Raw genomic sequence first — 15,954 nt, 5'->3', positions numbered from 1 at the left:
CCTTACATACATTCGGTTGGTATGTAACCAATATATGCGATCTCCCTTTAATTGTCAACACCTTCCACTCAAAATATTGCGAGCCGTTCCACGGTTAATAAATGTGATTCTACGCTTGCCTGCATGACGACAATCAGAACTTGATTTAATCGCTCCTTTTGACTGATTCCTTTTCCTTCAAGTATCTCGAAAGGTTCATCGAACAAGCCCGTGTCATGCAGAAAATCATAAAGGTTAGATAGCGCCGCTGCAGGAGCGGTAAAAAGCCGATGCTGTGCAAATTTCAAACGCGTGGGGACATAAGACCAGCGCCCGCCACTGACGGTGCTATGCCAATCCGACTTATAAACGGGACGCACCCAGTCTGGTTTTGTTAGAAGCACCTTATACGGTAACTTCTGACCGGCGCGAATAATTTCTTGGGGCGATACCCGTTTCGAAGGAAACGGACGCGGGCTTACGGAGGCATCGAATATATCAATCGGCGTCTCGGGGCTCATGATCCGCTTCTCCAGATTAGTTTCTTCCTTCGTCTGCTGCTCGGGATTGGCGGATACGAGGCTGGATGGAATGAATATAGAAGTAACGATCAGCAGTGACACTATTAACTTTGAACAACTCTTCACTATTTAGTTCTCCCTTGAACAATCTGGTCATTTATTCATGTTCTTTAGGGTAGTATTACCGAGCTAAAGAAAACCACTCCTTCATCCATAAAACTGGCCGTTACTTCAATGAAAACGACAGCTGATCGTTTGACCGGCTGCCGCATTTTGTGATTGATTTGTACGTCTCCCTTTAGCGTGACAACTCATTGGGTTACTCTATTGTTATTTCGCTGACTTAGTTGAGTTGTCCGCATTTCTCCATAAGAGATATAATGTTTCGGGCCATGCTTGGCGGACCGTCAATGTCTTCCTCTAAACCGTTCAATCGCATCCTCGGTCACCGGCTCGAAGAGATTAAGAAGGTTGCCGTCGGGATCGCGGAACAGCATAGAACGGTTCCCCCACGGCATCATGGTAGGTTCCTGTACCCAATCATCGACAAATGGCTTCAAGCGCACGTATTCGGCCTCGACATCGTCGACGCGGAACTCAATAATGACAGTGCGATTGTTGGCCCCCACTACGGAACCGGCGCCGAATAGCCGTGCCGTCTGGGAGTGGCCGATTGCAAGGGTACATGATTGCGTAACGAGTTCGGCAAATACAGGCGCGGGTCGCTCCGCCGTAGCCCCCGTGACTTTCTCATAGAACGCGACGAGGCGATCCACGTCGTCCGTAATGATGCGTATTGAAGCGATATTCACAAGATATCATCCTTCCTAGTCCTAATAGATTCGGCTGTGTCCAGCCGTTGCAAAACCTACTTTTTGCTAATCTCTCCATTACGTTTACATGTCCGATTATAAAAGAACGCTACTGACACCATTATGTCAGTAGCGTTCTAAAATTTTTCGGGCTTCCTCACGAATCCGATCTCGGAAAGATTCGGGTTCCAACACGATCACATTCGCTCCCCAGCCAAGCACCCATTGCAGTAATTCATCCGGCCGACGAACGCGTAATACCACATCCAATCCATCTTGATGCTCTTTCACTTCCTCGATGTAAGGATAGTTCGATTCCTTCACCTTATCTGCGATGTCATAGTCAAACCGAAGGCAGACTCGCAAGTGGCGATCATCCAAGGGGCTATACTTCCCTAAGTCAAATTGCGCCGGGCGTTCGAATCGTTCTTCCAGTTCGATAAGTTCAGCCATTCGGGACAAACGGAAATGACGGATGTCCTGGCGTAGATCGCATTGGGCTATAAGCATCCAAGATCCTTCAACGAGTACGAGGCCATACGGAGCAGCGGTACGTTCGCTATGTCGGCTCTCCGTGGAATCCGTCATTTTTTTCGAATAATGAAATCTGATCTTTCGCCCATCCGATATCGCTCGGCGGATCTTATTGAAATTTTCCCTTTCGTTAGACAGACCTGCCTGCTTGCCCGGATCGAGCAAACGCAGCGACTTGCGTATACGGGAGGTCTCACTGCGGACACGGTCAGATAGTGTGACCTCGATTTTCCTCCTAGCAGATTGAGCCCTATCACGATAATCATCATCAAATCGTTGCTCGATAAAGTCTGTTCCTACAAGCAAGGTCACGGCTTCCTCTATTGTGAAACTGATTGGCGGTAGAAAATAGCCATCCATTAAAGAATACCCTGTGCCTGTAGTGCCTGTAATCGGCACGCCTGCTTCACTGAGCGCCTGAATGTCGCGATAGATCGTCCTCACGCTGGTTTCGAATCGTGCCGCCAAATCTTCTGCCCGTACCACTTGCCTGACTTGCAGCTCTAGCACGATGGCCAACAATCGATCTGTTTTGTTCATTGACTGCCCCCTTGAAACGTAATACTGTACAACAGAAACGCTGTATGAGCATTCATTAAGTTTACCATAGCCCCGAACCCTATATCAGTGTATCGATGCAAAGAAACCACTCTCGGAGTGGTTTCTTTGCATAACCGTATTTGCCTTTATAAGACAAGCAATTCCCCATCGCGGAAATAATAAATATCCTCTCTCTTAAATCCGTATTCTAAGTTCCGAGGCTTAATATGCGGTTCAAATGTAAAGAGAGTTACTTCACTCAGCTTAGTCTTATTTCCCGACTCCAAATATCTCCTGTTGTCCTTATCAAACTCAATTGTATGTCCCAAATTCCCGGCAAAATCAAGGTTAATATAACCGAGTTGGTTTATTGCCTCGTTCATATGCAGATAGACTTCTTCAAAAGTCATGTCGGGCTTGATAAAATCCATAAATAGGTTATGCAGGTTCTCCCCGACTTTAACTCCATCCCTAAGCTCCAAATCATTATCGCTGCATGCTAATGCATCTACGCCGACAGCCTTGCCATCAATGATTATAAACGTTCGGGCATAGTCTCCCCAATAGCTATTCATCTCCGGACTAAGGTCTACAGTTACAATATCGTTCCTTCCGACTAATGTATCCGTAGGCTTATACCCTTTGCCTGATTCGGAAATGGTTGTTCTCTTGCCAACGTGAACGAACGCCCCTATGCCATGATACCAAAAGCTTTTGACGCCTTTGGCTCTCAAAATCTCTTCGGTTATACAGACAATTTCACGTTCTGAAATGCCTTCTTTAATGACGTCCTTTAACTCGCTTATCGTGGATTTAGCGATAGATTGTACGTGCAGATACGTTGACAGTTGTTCCATATTAAAACCGCCTTTAACGAAAGAATGCGAGTCAGTGCGAGTGATTACACCACTAATCGCTCCAGTGCAATAGCAACACCATCGTTATCATTGGATTCGGTTACGTGGGCTGCGCAATGTTTCAATTCAATTATCGCGTTCTCCATTGCGATCGGAAATCCGCATAGTTGGAATAGTCCTACATCGTTAAAATCATCCCCGAAAACCATCACATTTTCCGGCTTCACCCCGATATCATCAAGCACCCATTGCACGGCTTCTTCTTTTGAGGCTGATTTTTGCATGATTTGAACCAATACGCCTCCATCGGTTGCGATTACGTTCACATGATCACCGAAGTGCTCGATCACATCCACCCATGCGCTGTAACCGTGAACCAATATTTTGGTTGGGGAAAGTGAACGAAGAAAATCCTTATCGACAACCAGAGGTTTTGGATCATTTGAACGAATACCGAAGTGACTAAGCTGCGAGTCAGGAATCGGCGTACACGTATAGCAGGCGTCATTCACCTCGTAATTTATTATCGATTGCGGTGCATATAACGCGATGAAATGGTTGATCTGCCGGCTAATTTCCATCGGGATACTAAAGTGCCGCTGAGTTTGCTTAGACTTGCATGTCGTCAGAGCCCCATTGTAATAAACCAAGTAGTCTACAAAAGGAAAATTCTTCACGAATTGATTAGCCGCTCTAGGCGGTCGCGCCGTGGCAACAATGATATGAATGCCGGAATCATAACATCTTTTTACCGTCTCATAGTTTCTAGGTGAGATGGACTTATCGCTGCCGAGTAATGTTCCGTCCAAGTCTAATACAATTGCCTTTATGTCCAGCATTTGCATCTCTCCCCACAAGTAATTCTTCCAATAATAACCTAATCCCTGGAGAGATGCTAGACTCCTGAATGGAAAAAAATTCTGGTTAGATGAACAAAGGCAGCAGATCATTTTCGCTGACCAGCTGCCTTCTCATTCTGTTCTATATAGAGTTTCGCGATTAAAAGCAACGCCCTCTTGGCTGGCCATTTGTCATCCACTCTTTCACGATGAAAATAAATATGCCTGATTACGTTCATCAAGTTATGTATGGAGCGAAGGTGCTGATGTATCATCAATAGTATAACAAATGAACCATCGAGGAGGAGTTAATATGAACATTCAACTCATTCGCCATGCGACATTATGGCTGGAATATGCAGGCTTGACCTTTTTAATCGACCCGATGTTTAGCGAAAAGGCCGTTAATCCGCCAATCGCCAACTCGGGTGACGAACGGAAGAATCCGCTCGTCCCGCTGCCAGGCGCGTTGGATGCATGGCTTGCACCGGACGCCGTCCTCGTGACGCATTTGCATCGGGATCATTGGGACGAAGCGGCAATGCATATGCTTTCGAAGTCTTCAGTAATATTTTGCCAGCAGGGGGATAGGGACGCGATCCGTTCGTCAGGCTTTACCGATGTAACAGAGATACAAACCTTCGTGACTTTCCAAGGCGTAACCCTTCATCGTACGAGCGGACAACATGGAACGGGCGAGATCGGTCAACAAATGGGGCAAGTGTCCGGCTTCGTACTCCAGGCACAAGGGGAGCCTACGCTGTACATCGCTGGAGATACGATCTGGTGTGAGGACATGAAGACGGCACTCGATACCTATAAACCCGATATGACAATTGTCAACGCGGGCGGGGCAAGATTCCTGGTTGGCGACGCGATTACGATGGATGAAGAAGACATAATTGAGCTTATCGGATACGCGCAGTATACTCGTGTCGTTGCTGTTCATATGGATACGATCAATCATTGCCACGTCACACGGGAGGTGCTGCGGACGAAGCTCTCCGCTCACAATTTGCTTCATAAAGTTGATATTCCAGAGGACGGTGAATGGCTATGAACCAAAAGATACTAGAAACGAATGGTATAGTGGTGTCGACCCGGCGAATCGCTCAAGGCAGAAGCGATCAAACCTTATTTGCCTTGGTCCGATCGCTTCTGCATTTCTCTCGTGTGACGGCGTGATGCAATAATGATTCTGCTCACGCTTATGGCTGCTCCTCCAGTTCGGTAATCGGCTGGTCGCAGACGACGGCCACCATGATCATCGGGGCGTCGCCGTCGCTGTGGCCGACGGAGACTGCGACCCATCGGCGGGCGGATACCGGCTCCCATACCGCAAGATCGCCGTAACAGTCCTTATCCAACAGCGCCTGGAACAGCGTCATCGTTGGTATGGAGTCACAGGCCACTTCGTAGTCGGAATCAGCTTCGCAGCATTACTTCACTTTTGATGGAGCTGCTCTTGTTTAATCCGGTTTGAGAACGATCCCCCTATTAGAAACTTTTGGCAACTTCCTTAGCACGTGCAATTGCTTTTTCCTTAATTGCTGGAGCTTGCTCTTGTGATTTTAAAGCGGTTCCTTCAATAAAAATTGCCTCAATAGATTGAATTCCATAGAACTGTAAAATCTTATTTAGATAGCTGTATCCCATTTCAAGTGAAGCTAAAGGACCTTCCGAATAAACAGAACCACTTGCTTGAATGTGTAAGACTTTCTTACCGGTCAACAAACCTTCAGGGCCGTTTTCGGTATACCTAAACGTCTTACCCGGAATTGAAGTCGCATCCGTGTATGCTTTCAAAACCGGCGGGATCGTGAAATTCCACATCGGGGAAACATATACATACTTATCAGCAGCCACGAATTGATCAACAACCGCTGCAAGAGAAGCCACTTTTGACTTCTCATCATCAGTCAGTTGATCGAAAGATGAACCCGACCGAAGTTTTTCCCAACCTCTTAAAACATCAGCATCAAATTGCGGAATATTCTCTTTGTAGAGATCCAAATGAACAACTTTATCTCCCGGATTTGCCTTGCGGTACGCTTCGATAAACGCTTTGCCTACCGCGAGGCTATACGATGATTGAGGATCGAGAGGGTGTGCGGTGATGTACAATACGGTTGCCATGAATCAAAACTTCCCTTCTGTAATGTTATACTTTCAAGGATAATCATATTATATATACTTACTTATTTTAAGTACGCACAATAATGTGGTATAGTATCAAAAAAGGTACTGTAAACGGAGGCCTATGCATGCAAAAGAACCCTGTCCAATGTCAATTCGTTGTGGCGTTGGATTCGATCGTCGGCAAATGGAAGCCGATTATCCTTTATCATTTGCTTCAAGGTAAACCTTTGCGGTTCAATGAGCTAAGAAGATTGCTCCCTGATATCACTCAAAGGATGCTTACGCTCCATCTGCGCGAATTGGAAGAGGAAGAGATTGTTAAACGAGTCATTTATCCGCAAATCCCTCCGAAAGTAGAATACTCCATCACGGAATACGGCATGAGCCTGTCTCCGATTTTGGAAACCTTACATCAATGGGGAGTAGCCCATGTTGAGCGAAAGCAGCTCAAAAAGGAGAAAAATGAACAAACAGAAACGGACTAGCGTTCGACATTACGCTAGTCCGTTTCATTCTTCTCCGAGTCACAATATAACGAAAGTGATTACGAGGCATGTCCGGTACCGCAGCCTGCCAGAACATAAAGAAGATCGATAAATTCGAACTTTCCTGCCACGTTTGCGTAATGAAAAAGGAGCAGCTGCCTACGGCAAACTACTCCAAAATGTATTGAACTATCATGTCCCGTTCGTTGAACAAACCGATATCACTTTACGATTGGCCGTTCGTGTATCAATGTCCATGAGCAAGAATGTTGATAAGCTTACCAAACGGGTCGCGGACATAGAATCGTCGAACGCCCCAAGGCTCATTAACAGGCCCATATTCGATCAGAAATCCAGCTCTCTTCATGCCTTCTAGTGCAGCATAGACATCATCGACTTCAATCGATAGATCAGGCGTAGGCGTCTCTGAGCCACCCTGTGAGGCGAAACTAATTTGTATGCTCATCTCCTCGTCTAAACCATACGTTCTAATCCAACCATGATCCATCATTACATCAAGGCCGAGCACATCCTGGTAGAAGCATTTAGCTGCCGTGATATCCTTCGTATTGATATTGGCGACGATTCGTTTGACCTTCATTTCAAACCTCCCAGCCATAATCAGATTATCCTTCATTATTGAATACATTCGACATTTAACAATTAATTCTTCTTTATAGTAACAATTACCCGTTTACTCCGTTATGCTGCCCGTTAACTTAATGAAATAGGAGCAGCTGCCTTATAACCTCGTCATCACTATCCACAGTAAAGAACGCGCAACAAGGATATTGTAATCTCATTCTCTCCACCTGTAAATCATTCCCAATTTTTAAGATTTCGCCTGAACTGCTTTTCTAAACAATTCTCTATAATGAATTAATCCAAAGTCTCTTTCAAGTCCATTTACAGTACTCCAAACGCCTACAAAGTCCTCCATAATTGACAAGGCAAGATTGTGAAAAGCTTGTGCTATTCGAAATACACGATTGTAGTGATCCATGTTGAATTCGCCACTGTTTTTAATATCCAGAAATGCTTGATAATTAAGGGTTAAGTAAGCTTTCTTTTTGCTTTCCTCCAAAATCCGTCACTCATTTCAAACTGGATTATTCTTTATTTATTCGCAATATTGCTTTCTATCCCTCTATGAATATCGCAAGTTCATTAACGTCAACTGCCTCTATGGACAACGGCCGCCGATCGTTCTGAGGCCACAAGCATGTCATCCTATCGAAGGAGAAGTACTTAGATCCACGTTTGAAACGATTTATTGACCATCTTTACTTTGTTCATTTTGGCCCAACTCTTTAAATCTGAGATACCACTATCTTCGTCCCCTGAGTACCTAAAAGCCATATCAACTGGGACGATCTTTCTCTTGTGAGGTAATATCCCAATAGTAGATTTAAAGTATCCTCTGACCATGATTACTTTAATGTCTCCAGGGTTAATTACATTCCCATTTAATATGATATGGCCATTGGAGAGACATAACTCGGTTGGTTTCTTGAAGAATGTTCTGTCCAACGCAAGTAAGCTTACAATCAGACACATAAGAACCACCGTTAACGAAATGTAGAAGTTACCTATCCGCTCCGATGATTTCACTACAAGAATGGATTGACTGCATATAATAGCCATCATGCTTATCATGGTTCCAATCCTTGAAGGACTTTTAACCGGATGCTTTATTTCCCTCAACCCTGTCCCTCCCTTGTTCAAATTCCTTATTTAGCTTATGGCATATATTGGAACACTTTTCCCGTTTAACTACACTACTTTTCGTGCAGTTACAATGGGCTGGTAATATCCTGATTCTGCTGGCATAGACCATTCGATATCCGCGAATCCGGCTGTACTCAAGATATGAGTGAATTCATCTCGTAATAAAGCTCGGTATCTCGTTTTGGCTTGGGTTGTTTTCCATTGCCCATTCATTTCTTGTAATAAAAAATGGTTTGTCTGATAGGTTTTCGCGTCATCAGCCCAATCCCAAACCTGGAATACGATTCGTTTGCCCTTTTCGAAAATGCGTGGTTCTGTAGTTTTAGGCTTTTCTTTTACCAACTCATCATAATCCCTCATTGTAAGGAGAAGCATGCCGTCTTTTTTAACTTTTGAATACATGTTGCGTACAGCCAGATATAAATCGTCGTCTGTTAGAAGGTGCGGGACTGCATTATCTGCGGAAAGAACGACATCATATACTCCGGAAACATCTTTTGCTAATGAACGAAAATCAGCTACCCTAAAGTTTATTTCAACCCCGTAAGATTCTGCCTCTTTGGTTGCTCTTGCGATGGATACTGGACTTAAATCAGTACCCGTTACTTTAAATCCGTGATTAGCCAACCCTATTGCTTGGGTACCGATCCCACAGGAGCAGTCTAGAAGCGAAGCACCCTCTTTGCTTAGACTCGCGAGCTTTGAATGAATAAATTTGCTTAAAACCTCGCCTTGCCATGAAATGGCATGATGCCAATCAACGAAAATAAGATGGTAAGCTTCAGCTAGGCCGTCATAAAAATCTAAAACAGACTCATCCAATTTACGCACCACCTAGTAGTCATCTTTAATGGTAATTTGCGGTCGTGTAGCCCGCTGCCGTTGTGTCTCCGTTCAACTATATTCCCATTTGTTAAACGATTGGAGTTCCTTGATGGAATATCATCTGCCATTTCGCGTTCTCATACTTCCAGATAGAACTACGTAGTGAATACTGCATGTTTTCTTTATTTAAAATTTTATAAGTGGACAAAGTTACTCCCTCAGATAAGGGATGAATTTGAAAATCGCTTAGTTCCATTTTCACTACACCGATTCCATTTGGATCAAGGGCATCCCTTCTGCTCCAAATCTTCCCCGAGCTGCCAAATTCAAAAAAATCATCTGCTAATAGTTTGGAGAGGGCAGTTACAGAAGTTCGAACTTCAGGCTGTAACAACAGTTCTTCTAATTCCAATAATTCTTGTCTAATTGAATCCATACTAATAATGATTCACCTCCATAATTGCTAACATAGCATGAACGGATAACCTCTCTATAGAAGCTAGCTATTATAACCTGTTTGCTTCTATGGAGAGGGCTTGCAGTTTTGAACTAGCGTTCCCCAGTAGCTCAGTCGAGGCTGTTTTTTCTTATAAAGAAGTGATTAAAAATTCCTAAGACACGTATCTCCTTCTCACCAGGGATACTAGTTTCAGCGGTCATGTAAAAAGGGAGATTACGAACATGCTCTGAAATCGGAACTGTATGAATACACTGGTCATTCCCGTTAACGCAAACTCCGTGAACGTTATATAGGTAGTTGTGATAATCATCTTCCGATGGCTTTGTTAAAGTCAGAATAAGTAATAAAATAAGCACTGTCCAATATAGCAACCTTTTTATCCTCATAACGCCCCCCTTAAAATCACGGATTGCCTCCTATGATAACGGCCTTCCCCGTTAATTTATTTCTTAGGCACAAATCTTTCTGGATAATTTAACATCGCTGCAACCGAACCATCAAAACTAACGGTGCCATACCTTGGACTGTTTGTATCTGATTCAAGAACACAACTTGTAATTGGTTTATCCATCACATTTACACCGTTTTCCATGAGATTCTCCGTTATCTTCATGCCCATAGCGGTATAAACCTTTTCAACGGCGGCCAACCATTCTTTGTTAGTTTGAAGCGATGCATCCTTCCAGCTAATCTGCATCGGCTCATTCTTTCCATTATATTGAAGAATGCTCCCCTGACCTCGCTGTTTATTGAGTTCCTTTTCTATATACGCGACGTCTTCCGGTTTAAACTTGGCAGTGATTCTAAACAAAATAGGCTCGGGGGAATAGTAATCAAACGTAAAACTAACTTCAGCAGGACGATCATGTATCTTTATTTTTTCGTTGGCTTTGAAAATACGCGTTGTACCTAGACTGCTTGTTTCGGTTAAACCCTTTTCCGCGATTCCCAGGACATCTAATGTCTCCTTTACGTTCATGCCCCATTTTAAGTTCTTTATCGGAGCGGGGGTTCCATAAGAAGATGATTGACTACAACCAGCAACAAGAAATACAAGGAACGAAATTAGGATTAAATAAGGACGACGTTTCACATCAAAACCTCCTGTATTAGACCTATTATTTCGACTTGCCTAGCTGTCTGTTCAACACACCCGCAGGTTTACGCATCCCAACTTTTTCCACAAAACATTATACGTCAAAATCCAGAATGAGTTGTGTTTTTATTAAGTTACTCCAATGAAAACGGCAGCTGATCGTTTGACCGGCTGCCGCATATCGTCATTTAATCAACGAGAAAATCGATCTGCGCGTCGATTCGCACCTTCTGGCCCGCCAAGGAAAAATCGGCATAACCATTTACGGCGTAATGGCCTTTGTCATACCCGTTTTTGCGGAAGTTATCGATAAAGTCCTTATAGGCCGTAGGATCGTTCTCGCTATAGCCACCACCTCGGATGTTGAATGTGCCGCGCATCGGTTGGCCTTTGATCAGCTTCGTGCTAGCGCCGACATCACTCATTGCGTAGTCGATGACGTAGCCTCTTTTCAACTCCTGAATCGGAAAATAAAACGGCGACGCGGAATGGTTGATTGTGACGCTCGCTTCATCTCCGATATACGTCAACTCCGCGTAAATCGGAACTGATTCCCCGCGGCTGTATTCGGGCTTCGCCGTCACGAGGCGGTAGGTGAAATCGCCTTTAGTAACAGACGCTTCGGTCGTCGGCTGGACCACCGCCTCTTCATGCGAACCGCAGCCGACCAGTAGGGTGAAGAAGAGGATAAGTCCAACAACTCCGTACGTACGCATCGAATTCCCCTTTCACTATGCAATCGTTCCACGTTGGCTATTCCGTTCAATTGTTACGACGTGATGGGATTGTTAATTGTTGCGTTAACGTATTCGTAAGCCGAAAGAAGGCAACCGATCAAATGTCAATGACCAGCTGCCTTCATGCTTAGTTAAGCTATTGTCTCCGTTTGCGCAGCGAGCTGTTTAAGCAGTAACCTCGCCTACGGCTGTTAATACCTTGCCAACAAAATATGGATTTCCCCAAATGACATAGCGGCCTTTTTTGGCTTTATCATCGTAGAAATATTGAAACTTCGCCTTTCCACGCTGGGGATTCGTCTCATTCATATGCCACATGATGATCTCGGATATTTTCATTGCCTCCGGTGTTCCTACATAGCAATCAAGGACCGTGCAAACTTGGAGCTTACCATCAATTTCGCTATCAAGACCCTGTATAAAGGCCTCGATCTCATTGGTTGCTTCTGTTTGAAGGCTTTCGAATCGTCCGCCTATAAACATTTCTGCATCCTCCTTTCGGATTCTCCACTCAGCACCAACCTTAGAAGCTTGAAGTTGTTTATCGCGAATGTATCGTCTGACCGTTCTTGGGTGGAGCTCAAGCATTTGAGCAAACTGGTCCACGGTAAAGAATTCAGCTATATCCATCACCTCCAAATGTCCGTATAGTTACATATTATTACACATCGTTACATATGTAAACACTTGGAATTCATATTTTGATGAAGTACTTCATAAGGATAACGTACCCTTTGTAGACGGAATGATATCGCTTGTTATCTGAATGGCTTTCTTCAGCGCATCGCCGAATGCCACGAAAATTGCCTCAATAATATGATGCGTATTTCTGCCGTACTCCAAATTGACGTGAATGGTTATCCCGCTATTACTCGCTACTGCGACAAAAAACTCTTCGGTTAATTCGGTTTCAAACTCGCCTACTCGCGTTGAAGGCATTTCCACGTTAAACACTAAAAAAGAACGATTAGCCACATTCAAATCCACCAATGCTAAGCTCTCATCCATAGGTATACGCGAACTACCGTAACGGTTTATCCCCTTCTTATCTCCGATCGCCTTCTTGATTGCTTGCCCCAAGCATATCCCAATGTCCTCAACCGTGTGATGCCCATCGATCTCCAAGTCACCTAAACAATCCACATGAAGTTTTATTCCTGCCCTAAAAGCAAAAAGCGTGAGCATATGGTTAAAGAATCCAATCCCCGTGTTAATCTTACCTTCACTGTATTCATCGAGATTAAGCTCTAGTTTAATGTCTGTTTCTCTTGTTTTTCGGATAATTAATGCCTCACGCACCAGTACCATAAGAATCCCCTTCCAAAATTGAGATATTTTTTTGATATCGTGCAGATTGAAGTTGTTTATTTGAGAGACTAAATCCTTCACCGCTTTATTTATCTAATATAGTAACGCAGTAAAGTGTGAATGTAAAGTTGTATATCGGTCTCCATGCTATCCTTCCTATGAGTTGAGAAAACGGCAGCCCTCGGCCGGCTGCCGTCGTATCACGAATTGGCTATAGTCCCGCAGCCGCTTTGATGTCCGCTCTCTGAGACGTAACCAATAATTTCAACTTATGTGTCCCCAAAGCGCCGCCGTTCGCAAAAGCGTTAGCATCGGGATAGTAGACCATTCGAAATGAAGTACCGTCCTTAAGGAAGAGGCGAAGGAAGATGCCTGTCTCGTTCTTAATTTTCTTATACACCTCATTGAAGCCAACCAAAGGTAAAGGAAGAATTTCTTTACTGAAATCCATGGCTGCGTCTTGGCTGAAGTAACCGATCAGACTACCATCTCTGCCGCTTTCCAACCCCACGGCCTTCACCTTGCCTTCAATGTCCATAAGGTCTCCAATCGTTTTGGCATTTGGGTTATCCGATACCTCATACACCCTGTTGTTAGCTACTACGCGAAAATTCGAGTTATACCCCTTCAGAGCATATACATCGGTGCCTATCGAAAGAAATGCCGCATCTCCATTAGCAGATTTGTAATTCGTGCAGGCATGCCCATTCAGCATGTATTTAATTTCCCCAACCTTTTCCCCTAATTGTTCTGCCGATACTTCTTTTGTTCCATCATGATTCTGATTGTACGTAATCGAATTGATTTTCAGAAAATCCACCCATTCAATGTCAGATCCACACGTTCTCTTTCCTAGCATGCCGCAACCGATCGCAGTAATCAGTAATAAGAGCGATAACATAACCAGTATCAACCTCATAATACCCCTCAGCTTCACTCACCTCTATCGCCTACGTCTGACGCTCTTCCGACCATCGTCTGGTTCTCGTTTGAGCGTCCATTCACTTGTTCCGGCTCGATGAAATCGGTCATGACGCCTTGGACGCCGGATGCCCGGAGCGACTTGATTCGTTCAAGGTCGTTTATCGTGTTGACGTACGTATAAATGCCCTTGTCCTTTAGCGCCTGCACGAATTCCGGCGAATATCGGTTCTCGTCCATGACGGCGATTCGAATGCCTTGCTCGGTCATATCGCGAATGACCTGTTCATCGGAATCCTGATTCATATATAACGTGTAGATATATTGTTTGAACGGATAGACGCCATCGACAGCCGCATAATTATCGGCCTGATAGAGCTGCGGCACGATGCGCTTCAGAAGCGCGGGGTCCACATCTTTCGTCTCATGGACGATTTTCCGGAAAATCGCAGCAGCTTTGGCCGCATCCGCTTCCTTCGTATCCGTTACAAGAAGCACATCGGGATGATTCGCCATAAAAGCAAGCAATTGCTGGAATGTCATCGGCGAATAATGCCCTTGAATCGGAAACGCCTCGAATTTCGCGAGCGTCATCGCTCCGCTCTCTTTCTGTACCGACTGTCCGAGGACGGGATACGTGCCGGCTTCCCAGTCGTGCCGCAACACCAAATGGCCGTCCGACGTAACGCTCACGTCCGTCTCGAACACGCGATGCCCGCAAGCATAGGCATGAACCAGCGCTTCTCGGCTGTTCGTGCCGGCGAATTGTTCGATGCCGCCGAGCGCATGCGAGATAAGAATCGTCTGTCGCACCCAATCGTACGGGGTCGATGCCAATCCAGGCGCAGGCGTCGGACGCGTGGCGCAATCGGGCGACAATGACTGGTTTTCGACGGGCGACATTAGGAATGGCGTAGAGAGAAAGACTAGGAGCGAGAGGATCAACTGTGGCAGCTTTGATTTGCGGTGACGCGGTTCTGTTCTGGTGGATCTGCTAGATTGAATATTAGTCGGAAACATAGATTCGCCCTCCCGGCGTCTGTCTTTCTTACCACTTAGACAGACTTGGGAGATCCAGAAACATGCAGCTCTCTCTCAACTTTCACCAAAACAACAACCGCCGTCCTAATTTTGGTTCACCCCGAATAATGGTACTAAGGTAATTTCCCTATGGTTAGCGCTAAGCATGAGCCAATGTAGGTGCACAAAAGGCAGGCAGCTTGCCTAAATCAGATCGCGATTTAATAAACAAGACATCCTCAAGCTCTCCGAAGGGTTCTGCAGACGCCTTATCAATAACTTGGTCTGGGGTAAAGTGAAAACGAACCTTCCTTGTTCCTTCCGCTGTAATCCGTGAAACCAACGCTTCAATGTCTACTTCTTCATCGCTGACAATATCATACAAATGCAACAAATCACCTTCATGCTCCAAAACTATGATGGCATCATCCGATTGGGAATAATAAAGGCATTCTTGGAAAACGTTCAAAGCGTAAAATTGAAATAACCCTTCGTTGTTAGTAACACCGAAATATTTTGAAATTGGTCTGCGGGAGCTAAGCCTCTGTTTAATGAAATTCCAATGCTCGTTCGTGGAAACATCTAGTTTTTCCAATGAAATTAAATTATTTTTGGGTTCACCAGATATATTTAGGAGAAAACGGTGTTCAGGTACGGCAGAAAATCCAAATTTGGGATAATACTCAAGCGCGGTTCTGTTCGCAAATAAGAAAAACAAGTCGCAGGTGTCTTTGTAAGTATCCAATACATGTTCCATCAGTTGTTTTGACAATCCCTTACCCCTATGCTCGGGATGAGTCATTACAGTCCCTATCTGAAGAGCCCTTATGGATTCACCATGAATGACCAAGTTCATTTTACTTACTGATACATTTGCAATTACCTCTTCATCAGCTACAAATGAATGGCAAATATAACGGTCGTCCCAGGCTCCCTTTTGGTACCATACTTCGAACTCAATACCAAAAACTAGCTTGGATAGTCGATTAAAGCTTGCTCGGTATCCGTCATGGTTTTTATAGTTACAACTATGTATGATCATCGAAAAATCGTTGTCCTTTCATAGTAGAATAAAGATTTATTTCACGCTCCGCCATGTAGTTCCACGCACAACATTCCCTTATTTTACTTGTGACGTTATCGTTTCCCGAGG

At 44.6% G+C, this 15,954-nt stretch carries 20 protein-coding genes; 2 read left to right on the top strand and 18 right to left on the bottom strand.

The features are described from left to right. Window positions 1–68: 68 nt before the first annotated feature. The 5 genes from GZH47_RS25520 to GZH47_RS25500 all read right to left on the bottom strand — a co-directional run bounded on the left by GZH47_RS25520 (window position 69) and on the right by GZH47_RS25500 (window position 4,082). Window positions 69–626, bottom strand: a complete 558-nt coding sequence (locus GZH47_RS25520; RefSeq protein ID WP_162643822.1) for a hypothetical protein — start codon at window positions 624–626, stop codon at window positions 69–71. 281 nt (window positions 627–907) lie between these two features. Further along, window positions 908–1,312, bottom strand: coding sequence for a VOC family protein (locus GZH47_RS25515; protein ID WP_162643821.1), 405 nt, complete (start codon window positions 1,310–1,312; stop codon window positions 908–910). Between the two features lie 126 nt (window positions 1,313–1,438). Then, window positions 1,439–2,386, bottom strand: a complete 948-nt coding sequence (locus GZH47_RS25510; RefSeq protein WP_162643820.1) for a helix-turn-helix transcriptional regulator — start codon at window positions 2,384–2,386, stop codon at window positions 1,439–1,441. Window positions 2,387–2,532: 146 nt separating this feature from the next. After that, window positions 2,533–3,243 carry a M24 family metallopeptidase gene (locus tag GZH47_RS25505; protein WP_162643819.1) on the bottom strand — a complete coding sequence of 237 codons (711 nt, stop codon included), beginning with the start codon at window positions 3,241–3,243 and terminating at the stop codon, window positions 2,533–2,535. 44 nt (window positions 3,244–3,287) lie between these two features. Then, window positions 3,288–4,082, bottom strand: a complete 795-nt coding sequence (locus GZH47_RS25500) for a Cof-type HAD-IIB family hydrolase (RefSeq protein WP_162643818.1) — start codon at window positions 4,080–4,082, stop codon at window positions 3,288–3,290. 313 nt (window positions 4,083–4,395) lie between these two features. Here GZH47_RS25500 and GZH47_RS25495 point away from each other — a divergent pair, with 313 nt between their 5' ends. Further along, the gene (locus GZH47_RS25495; protein ID WP_162643817.1) at window positions 4,396–5,142 is read left to right on the top strand and encodes an MBL fold metallo-hydrolase; all 747 of its coding nucleotides are present in this window, start codon (window positions 4,396–4,398) and stop codon (window positions 5,140–5,142) included. A 148-nt stretch (window positions 5,143–5,290) separates the two neighbouring features. Here the strand turns inward: GZH47_RS25495 and GZH47_RS25490 are convergent, their stop codons facing one another. After that, a complete protein-coding gene (locus tag GZH47_RS25490) occupies window positions 5,291–5,494 on the bottom strand; it encodes a hypothetical protein (protein WP_162643816.1) in 204 nt (67 codons plus the stop codon). Between the two features lie 85 nt (window positions 5,495–5,579). Further along, window positions 5,580–6,218, bottom strand: a complete 639-nt coding sequence (locus GZH47_RS25485; RefSeq protein WP_162643815.1) for an FMN-dependent NADH-azoreductase — start codon at window positions 6,216–6,218, stop codon at window positions 5,580–5,582. 128 nt (window positions 6,219–6,346) lie between these two features. Here GZH47_RS25485 and GZH47_RS25480 point away from each other — a divergent pair, with 128 nt between their 5' ends. After that, window positions 6,347–6,706, top strand: a complete 360-nt coding sequence (locus tag GZH47_RS25480; RefSeq protein WP_056626055.1) for a winged helix-turn-helix transcriptional regulator — start codon at window positions 6,347–6,349, stop codon at window positions 6,704–6,706. A 247-nt stretch (window positions 6,707–6,953) separates the two neighbouring features. On the opposite strand, the gene GZH47_RS25475 is transcribed toward GZH47_RS25480, so the two are convergent. The 11 genes from GZH47_RS25475 to GZH47_RS25425 form a co-directional block, all read right to left on the bottom strand. Further along, entirely contained in the window at window positions 6,954–7,307 is a 354-nt protein-coding gene (locus tag GZH47_RS25475; protein ID WP_162643814.1) for a VOC family protein, read from the bottom strand. 231 nt (window positions 7,308–7,538) lie between these two features. Further along, the gene (locus GZH47_RS25470) at window positions 7,539–7,790 is read right to left on the bottom strand and encodes a hypothetical protein (protein ID WP_162643813.1); all 252 of its coding nucleotides are present in this window, start codon (window positions 7,788–7,790) and stop codon (window positions 7,539–7,541) included. A 689-nt stretch (window positions 7,791–8,479) separates the two neighbouring features. After that, entirely contained in the window at window positions 8,480–9,256 is a 777-nt protein-coding gene (locus tag GZH47_RS25465) for a class I SAM-dependent methyltransferase (protein ID WP_162643812.1), read from the bottom strand. 91 nt (window positions 9,257–9,347) lie between these two features. Further along, window positions 9,348–9,704, bottom strand: coding sequence for a nuclear transport factor 2 family protein (locus tag GZH47_RS25460; RefSeq protein WP_162645428.1), 357 nt, complete (start codon window positions 9,702–9,704; stop codon window positions 9,348–9,350). A gap of 457 nt (window positions 9,705–10,161) precedes the next feature. After that, window positions 10,162–10,812 (bottom strand): hypothetical protein, encoded by a 651-nt coding sequence (locus GZH47_RS25455; RefSeq protein WP_162643811.1) that lies wholly within the window; start codon window positions 10,810–10,812, stop codon window positions 10,162–10,164. Between the two features lie 191 nt (window positions 10,813–11,003). Further along, complete coding sequence (locus GZH47_RS25450) at window positions 11,004–11,531, bottom strand: hypothetical protein (RefSeq protein WP_162643810.1); 528 nt, start codon at window positions 11,529–11,531, stop codon at window positions 11,004–11,006. A gap of 186 nt (window positions 11,532–11,717) precedes the next feature. Continuing rightward, window positions 11,718–12,182, bottom strand: a complete 465-nt coding sequence (locus GZH47_RS25445; RefSeq protein WP_162643809.1) for a helix-turn-helix domain-containing protein — start codon at window positions 12,180–12,182, stop codon at window positions 11,718–11,720. An 84-nt stretch (window positions 12,183–12,266) separates the two neighbouring features. Next, window positions 12,267–12,851: an imidazoleglycerol-phosphate dehydratase HisB gene (gene hisB / locus GZH47_RS25440; protein WP_162645427.1), complete on the bottom strand. Its 585-nt coding sequence runs from the start codon at window positions 12,849–12,851 to the stop codon at window positions 12,267–12,269. Window positions 12,852–13,071: 220 nt separating this feature from the next. Beyond that, window positions 13,072–13,761: a hypothetical protein gene (locus GZH47_RS25435; protein WP_225446209.1), complete on the bottom strand. Its 690-nt coding sequence runs from the start codon at window positions 13,759–13,761 to the stop codon at window positions 13,072–13,074. Between the two features lie 32 nt (window positions 13,762–13,793). Continuing rightward, entirely contained in the window at window positions 13,794–14,801 is a 1,008-nt protein-coding gene (locus tag GZH47_RS25430) for a phosphatidylinositol-specific phospholipase C/glycerophosphodiester phosphodiesterase family protein (protein WP_162643807.1), read from the bottom strand. Window positions 14,802–14,961: 160 nt separating this feature from the next. Beyond that, window positions 14,962–15,843 (bottom strand): GNAT family N-acetyltransferase, encoded by an 882-nt coding sequence (locus tag GZH47_RS25425; protein WP_162643806.1) that lies wholly within the window; start codon window positions 15,841–15,843, stop codon window positions 14,962–14,964. Window positions 15,844–15,954: the final 111 nt, after the last annotated feature.

This window comes from Paenibacillus rhizovicinus (assembly GCF_010365285.1).
In the GTDB taxonomy this organism is placed as follows: Bacteria; Bacillota; Bacilli; order Paenibacillales; family Paenibacillaceae; genus Paenibacillus_Z; species Paenibacillus_Z rhizovicinus.
The sequence above is the reverse complement of the archived record's forward strand: the minus strand, read 5'-3'. Positions and strand labels throughout refer to the sequence as shown.

What these genes read in the sequence shown, in the direction of transcription:
- GZH47_RS25510 (WP_162643820.1), bottom strand. Translation starts at nt 2,386, where the DNA reads ATGAACAAAACAGATCGATTGTTGGCCATCGTGCTAGAGCTGCAAGTC.
- GZH47_RS25505 (WP_162643819.1), bottom strand. Translation starts at nt 3,243, where the DNA reads ATGGAACAACTGTCAACGTATCTGCACGTACAATCTATCGCTAAATCC.
- GZH47_RS25500 (WP_162643818.1), bottom strand. Translation starts at nt 4,082, where the DNA reads ATGCTGGACATAAAGGCAATTGTATTAGACTTGGACGGAACATTACTC.
- GZH47_RS25495 (WP_162643817.1), top strand. Translation starts at nt 4,396, where the DNA reads ATGAACATTCAACTCATTCGCCATGCGACATTATGGCTGGAATATGCA.
- GZH47_RS25485 (WP_162643815.1), bottom strand. Translation starts at nt 6,218, where the DNA reads ATGGCAACCGTATTGTACATCACCGCACACCCTCTCGATCCTCAATCA.
- GZH47_RS25480 (WP_056626055.1), top strand. Translation starts at nt 6,347, where the DNA reads ATGCAAAAGAACCCTGTCCAATGTCAATTCGTTGTGGCGTTGGATTCG.
- GZH47_RS25475 (WP_162643814.1), bottom strand. Translation starts at nt 7,307, where the DNA reads ATGAAGGTCAAACGAATCGTCGCCAATATCAATACGAAGGATATCACG.
- GZH47_RS25450 (WP_162643810.1), bottom strand. Translation starts at nt 11,531, where the DNA reads ATGCGTACGTACGGAGTTGTTGGACTTATCCTCTTCTTCACCCTACTG.
- GZH47_RS25445 (WP_162643809.1), bottom strand. Translation starts at nt 12,182, where the DNA reads ATGGATATAGCTGAATTCTTTACCGTGGACCAGTTTGCTCAAATGCTT.
- GZH47_RS25435 (WP_225446209.1), bottom strand. Translation starts at nt 13,761, where the DNA reads ATGTTATCGCTCTTATTACTGATTACTGCGATCGGTTGCGGCATGCTA.
- GZH47_RS25430 (WP_162643807.1), bottom strand. Translation starts at nt 14,801, where the DNA reads ATGTTTCCGACTAATATTCAATCTAGCAGATCCACCAGAACAGAACCG.
- GZH47_RS25425 (WP_162643806.1), bottom strand. Translation starts at nt 15,843, where the DNA reads ATGATCATACATAGTTGTAACTATAAAAACCATGACGGATACCGAGCA.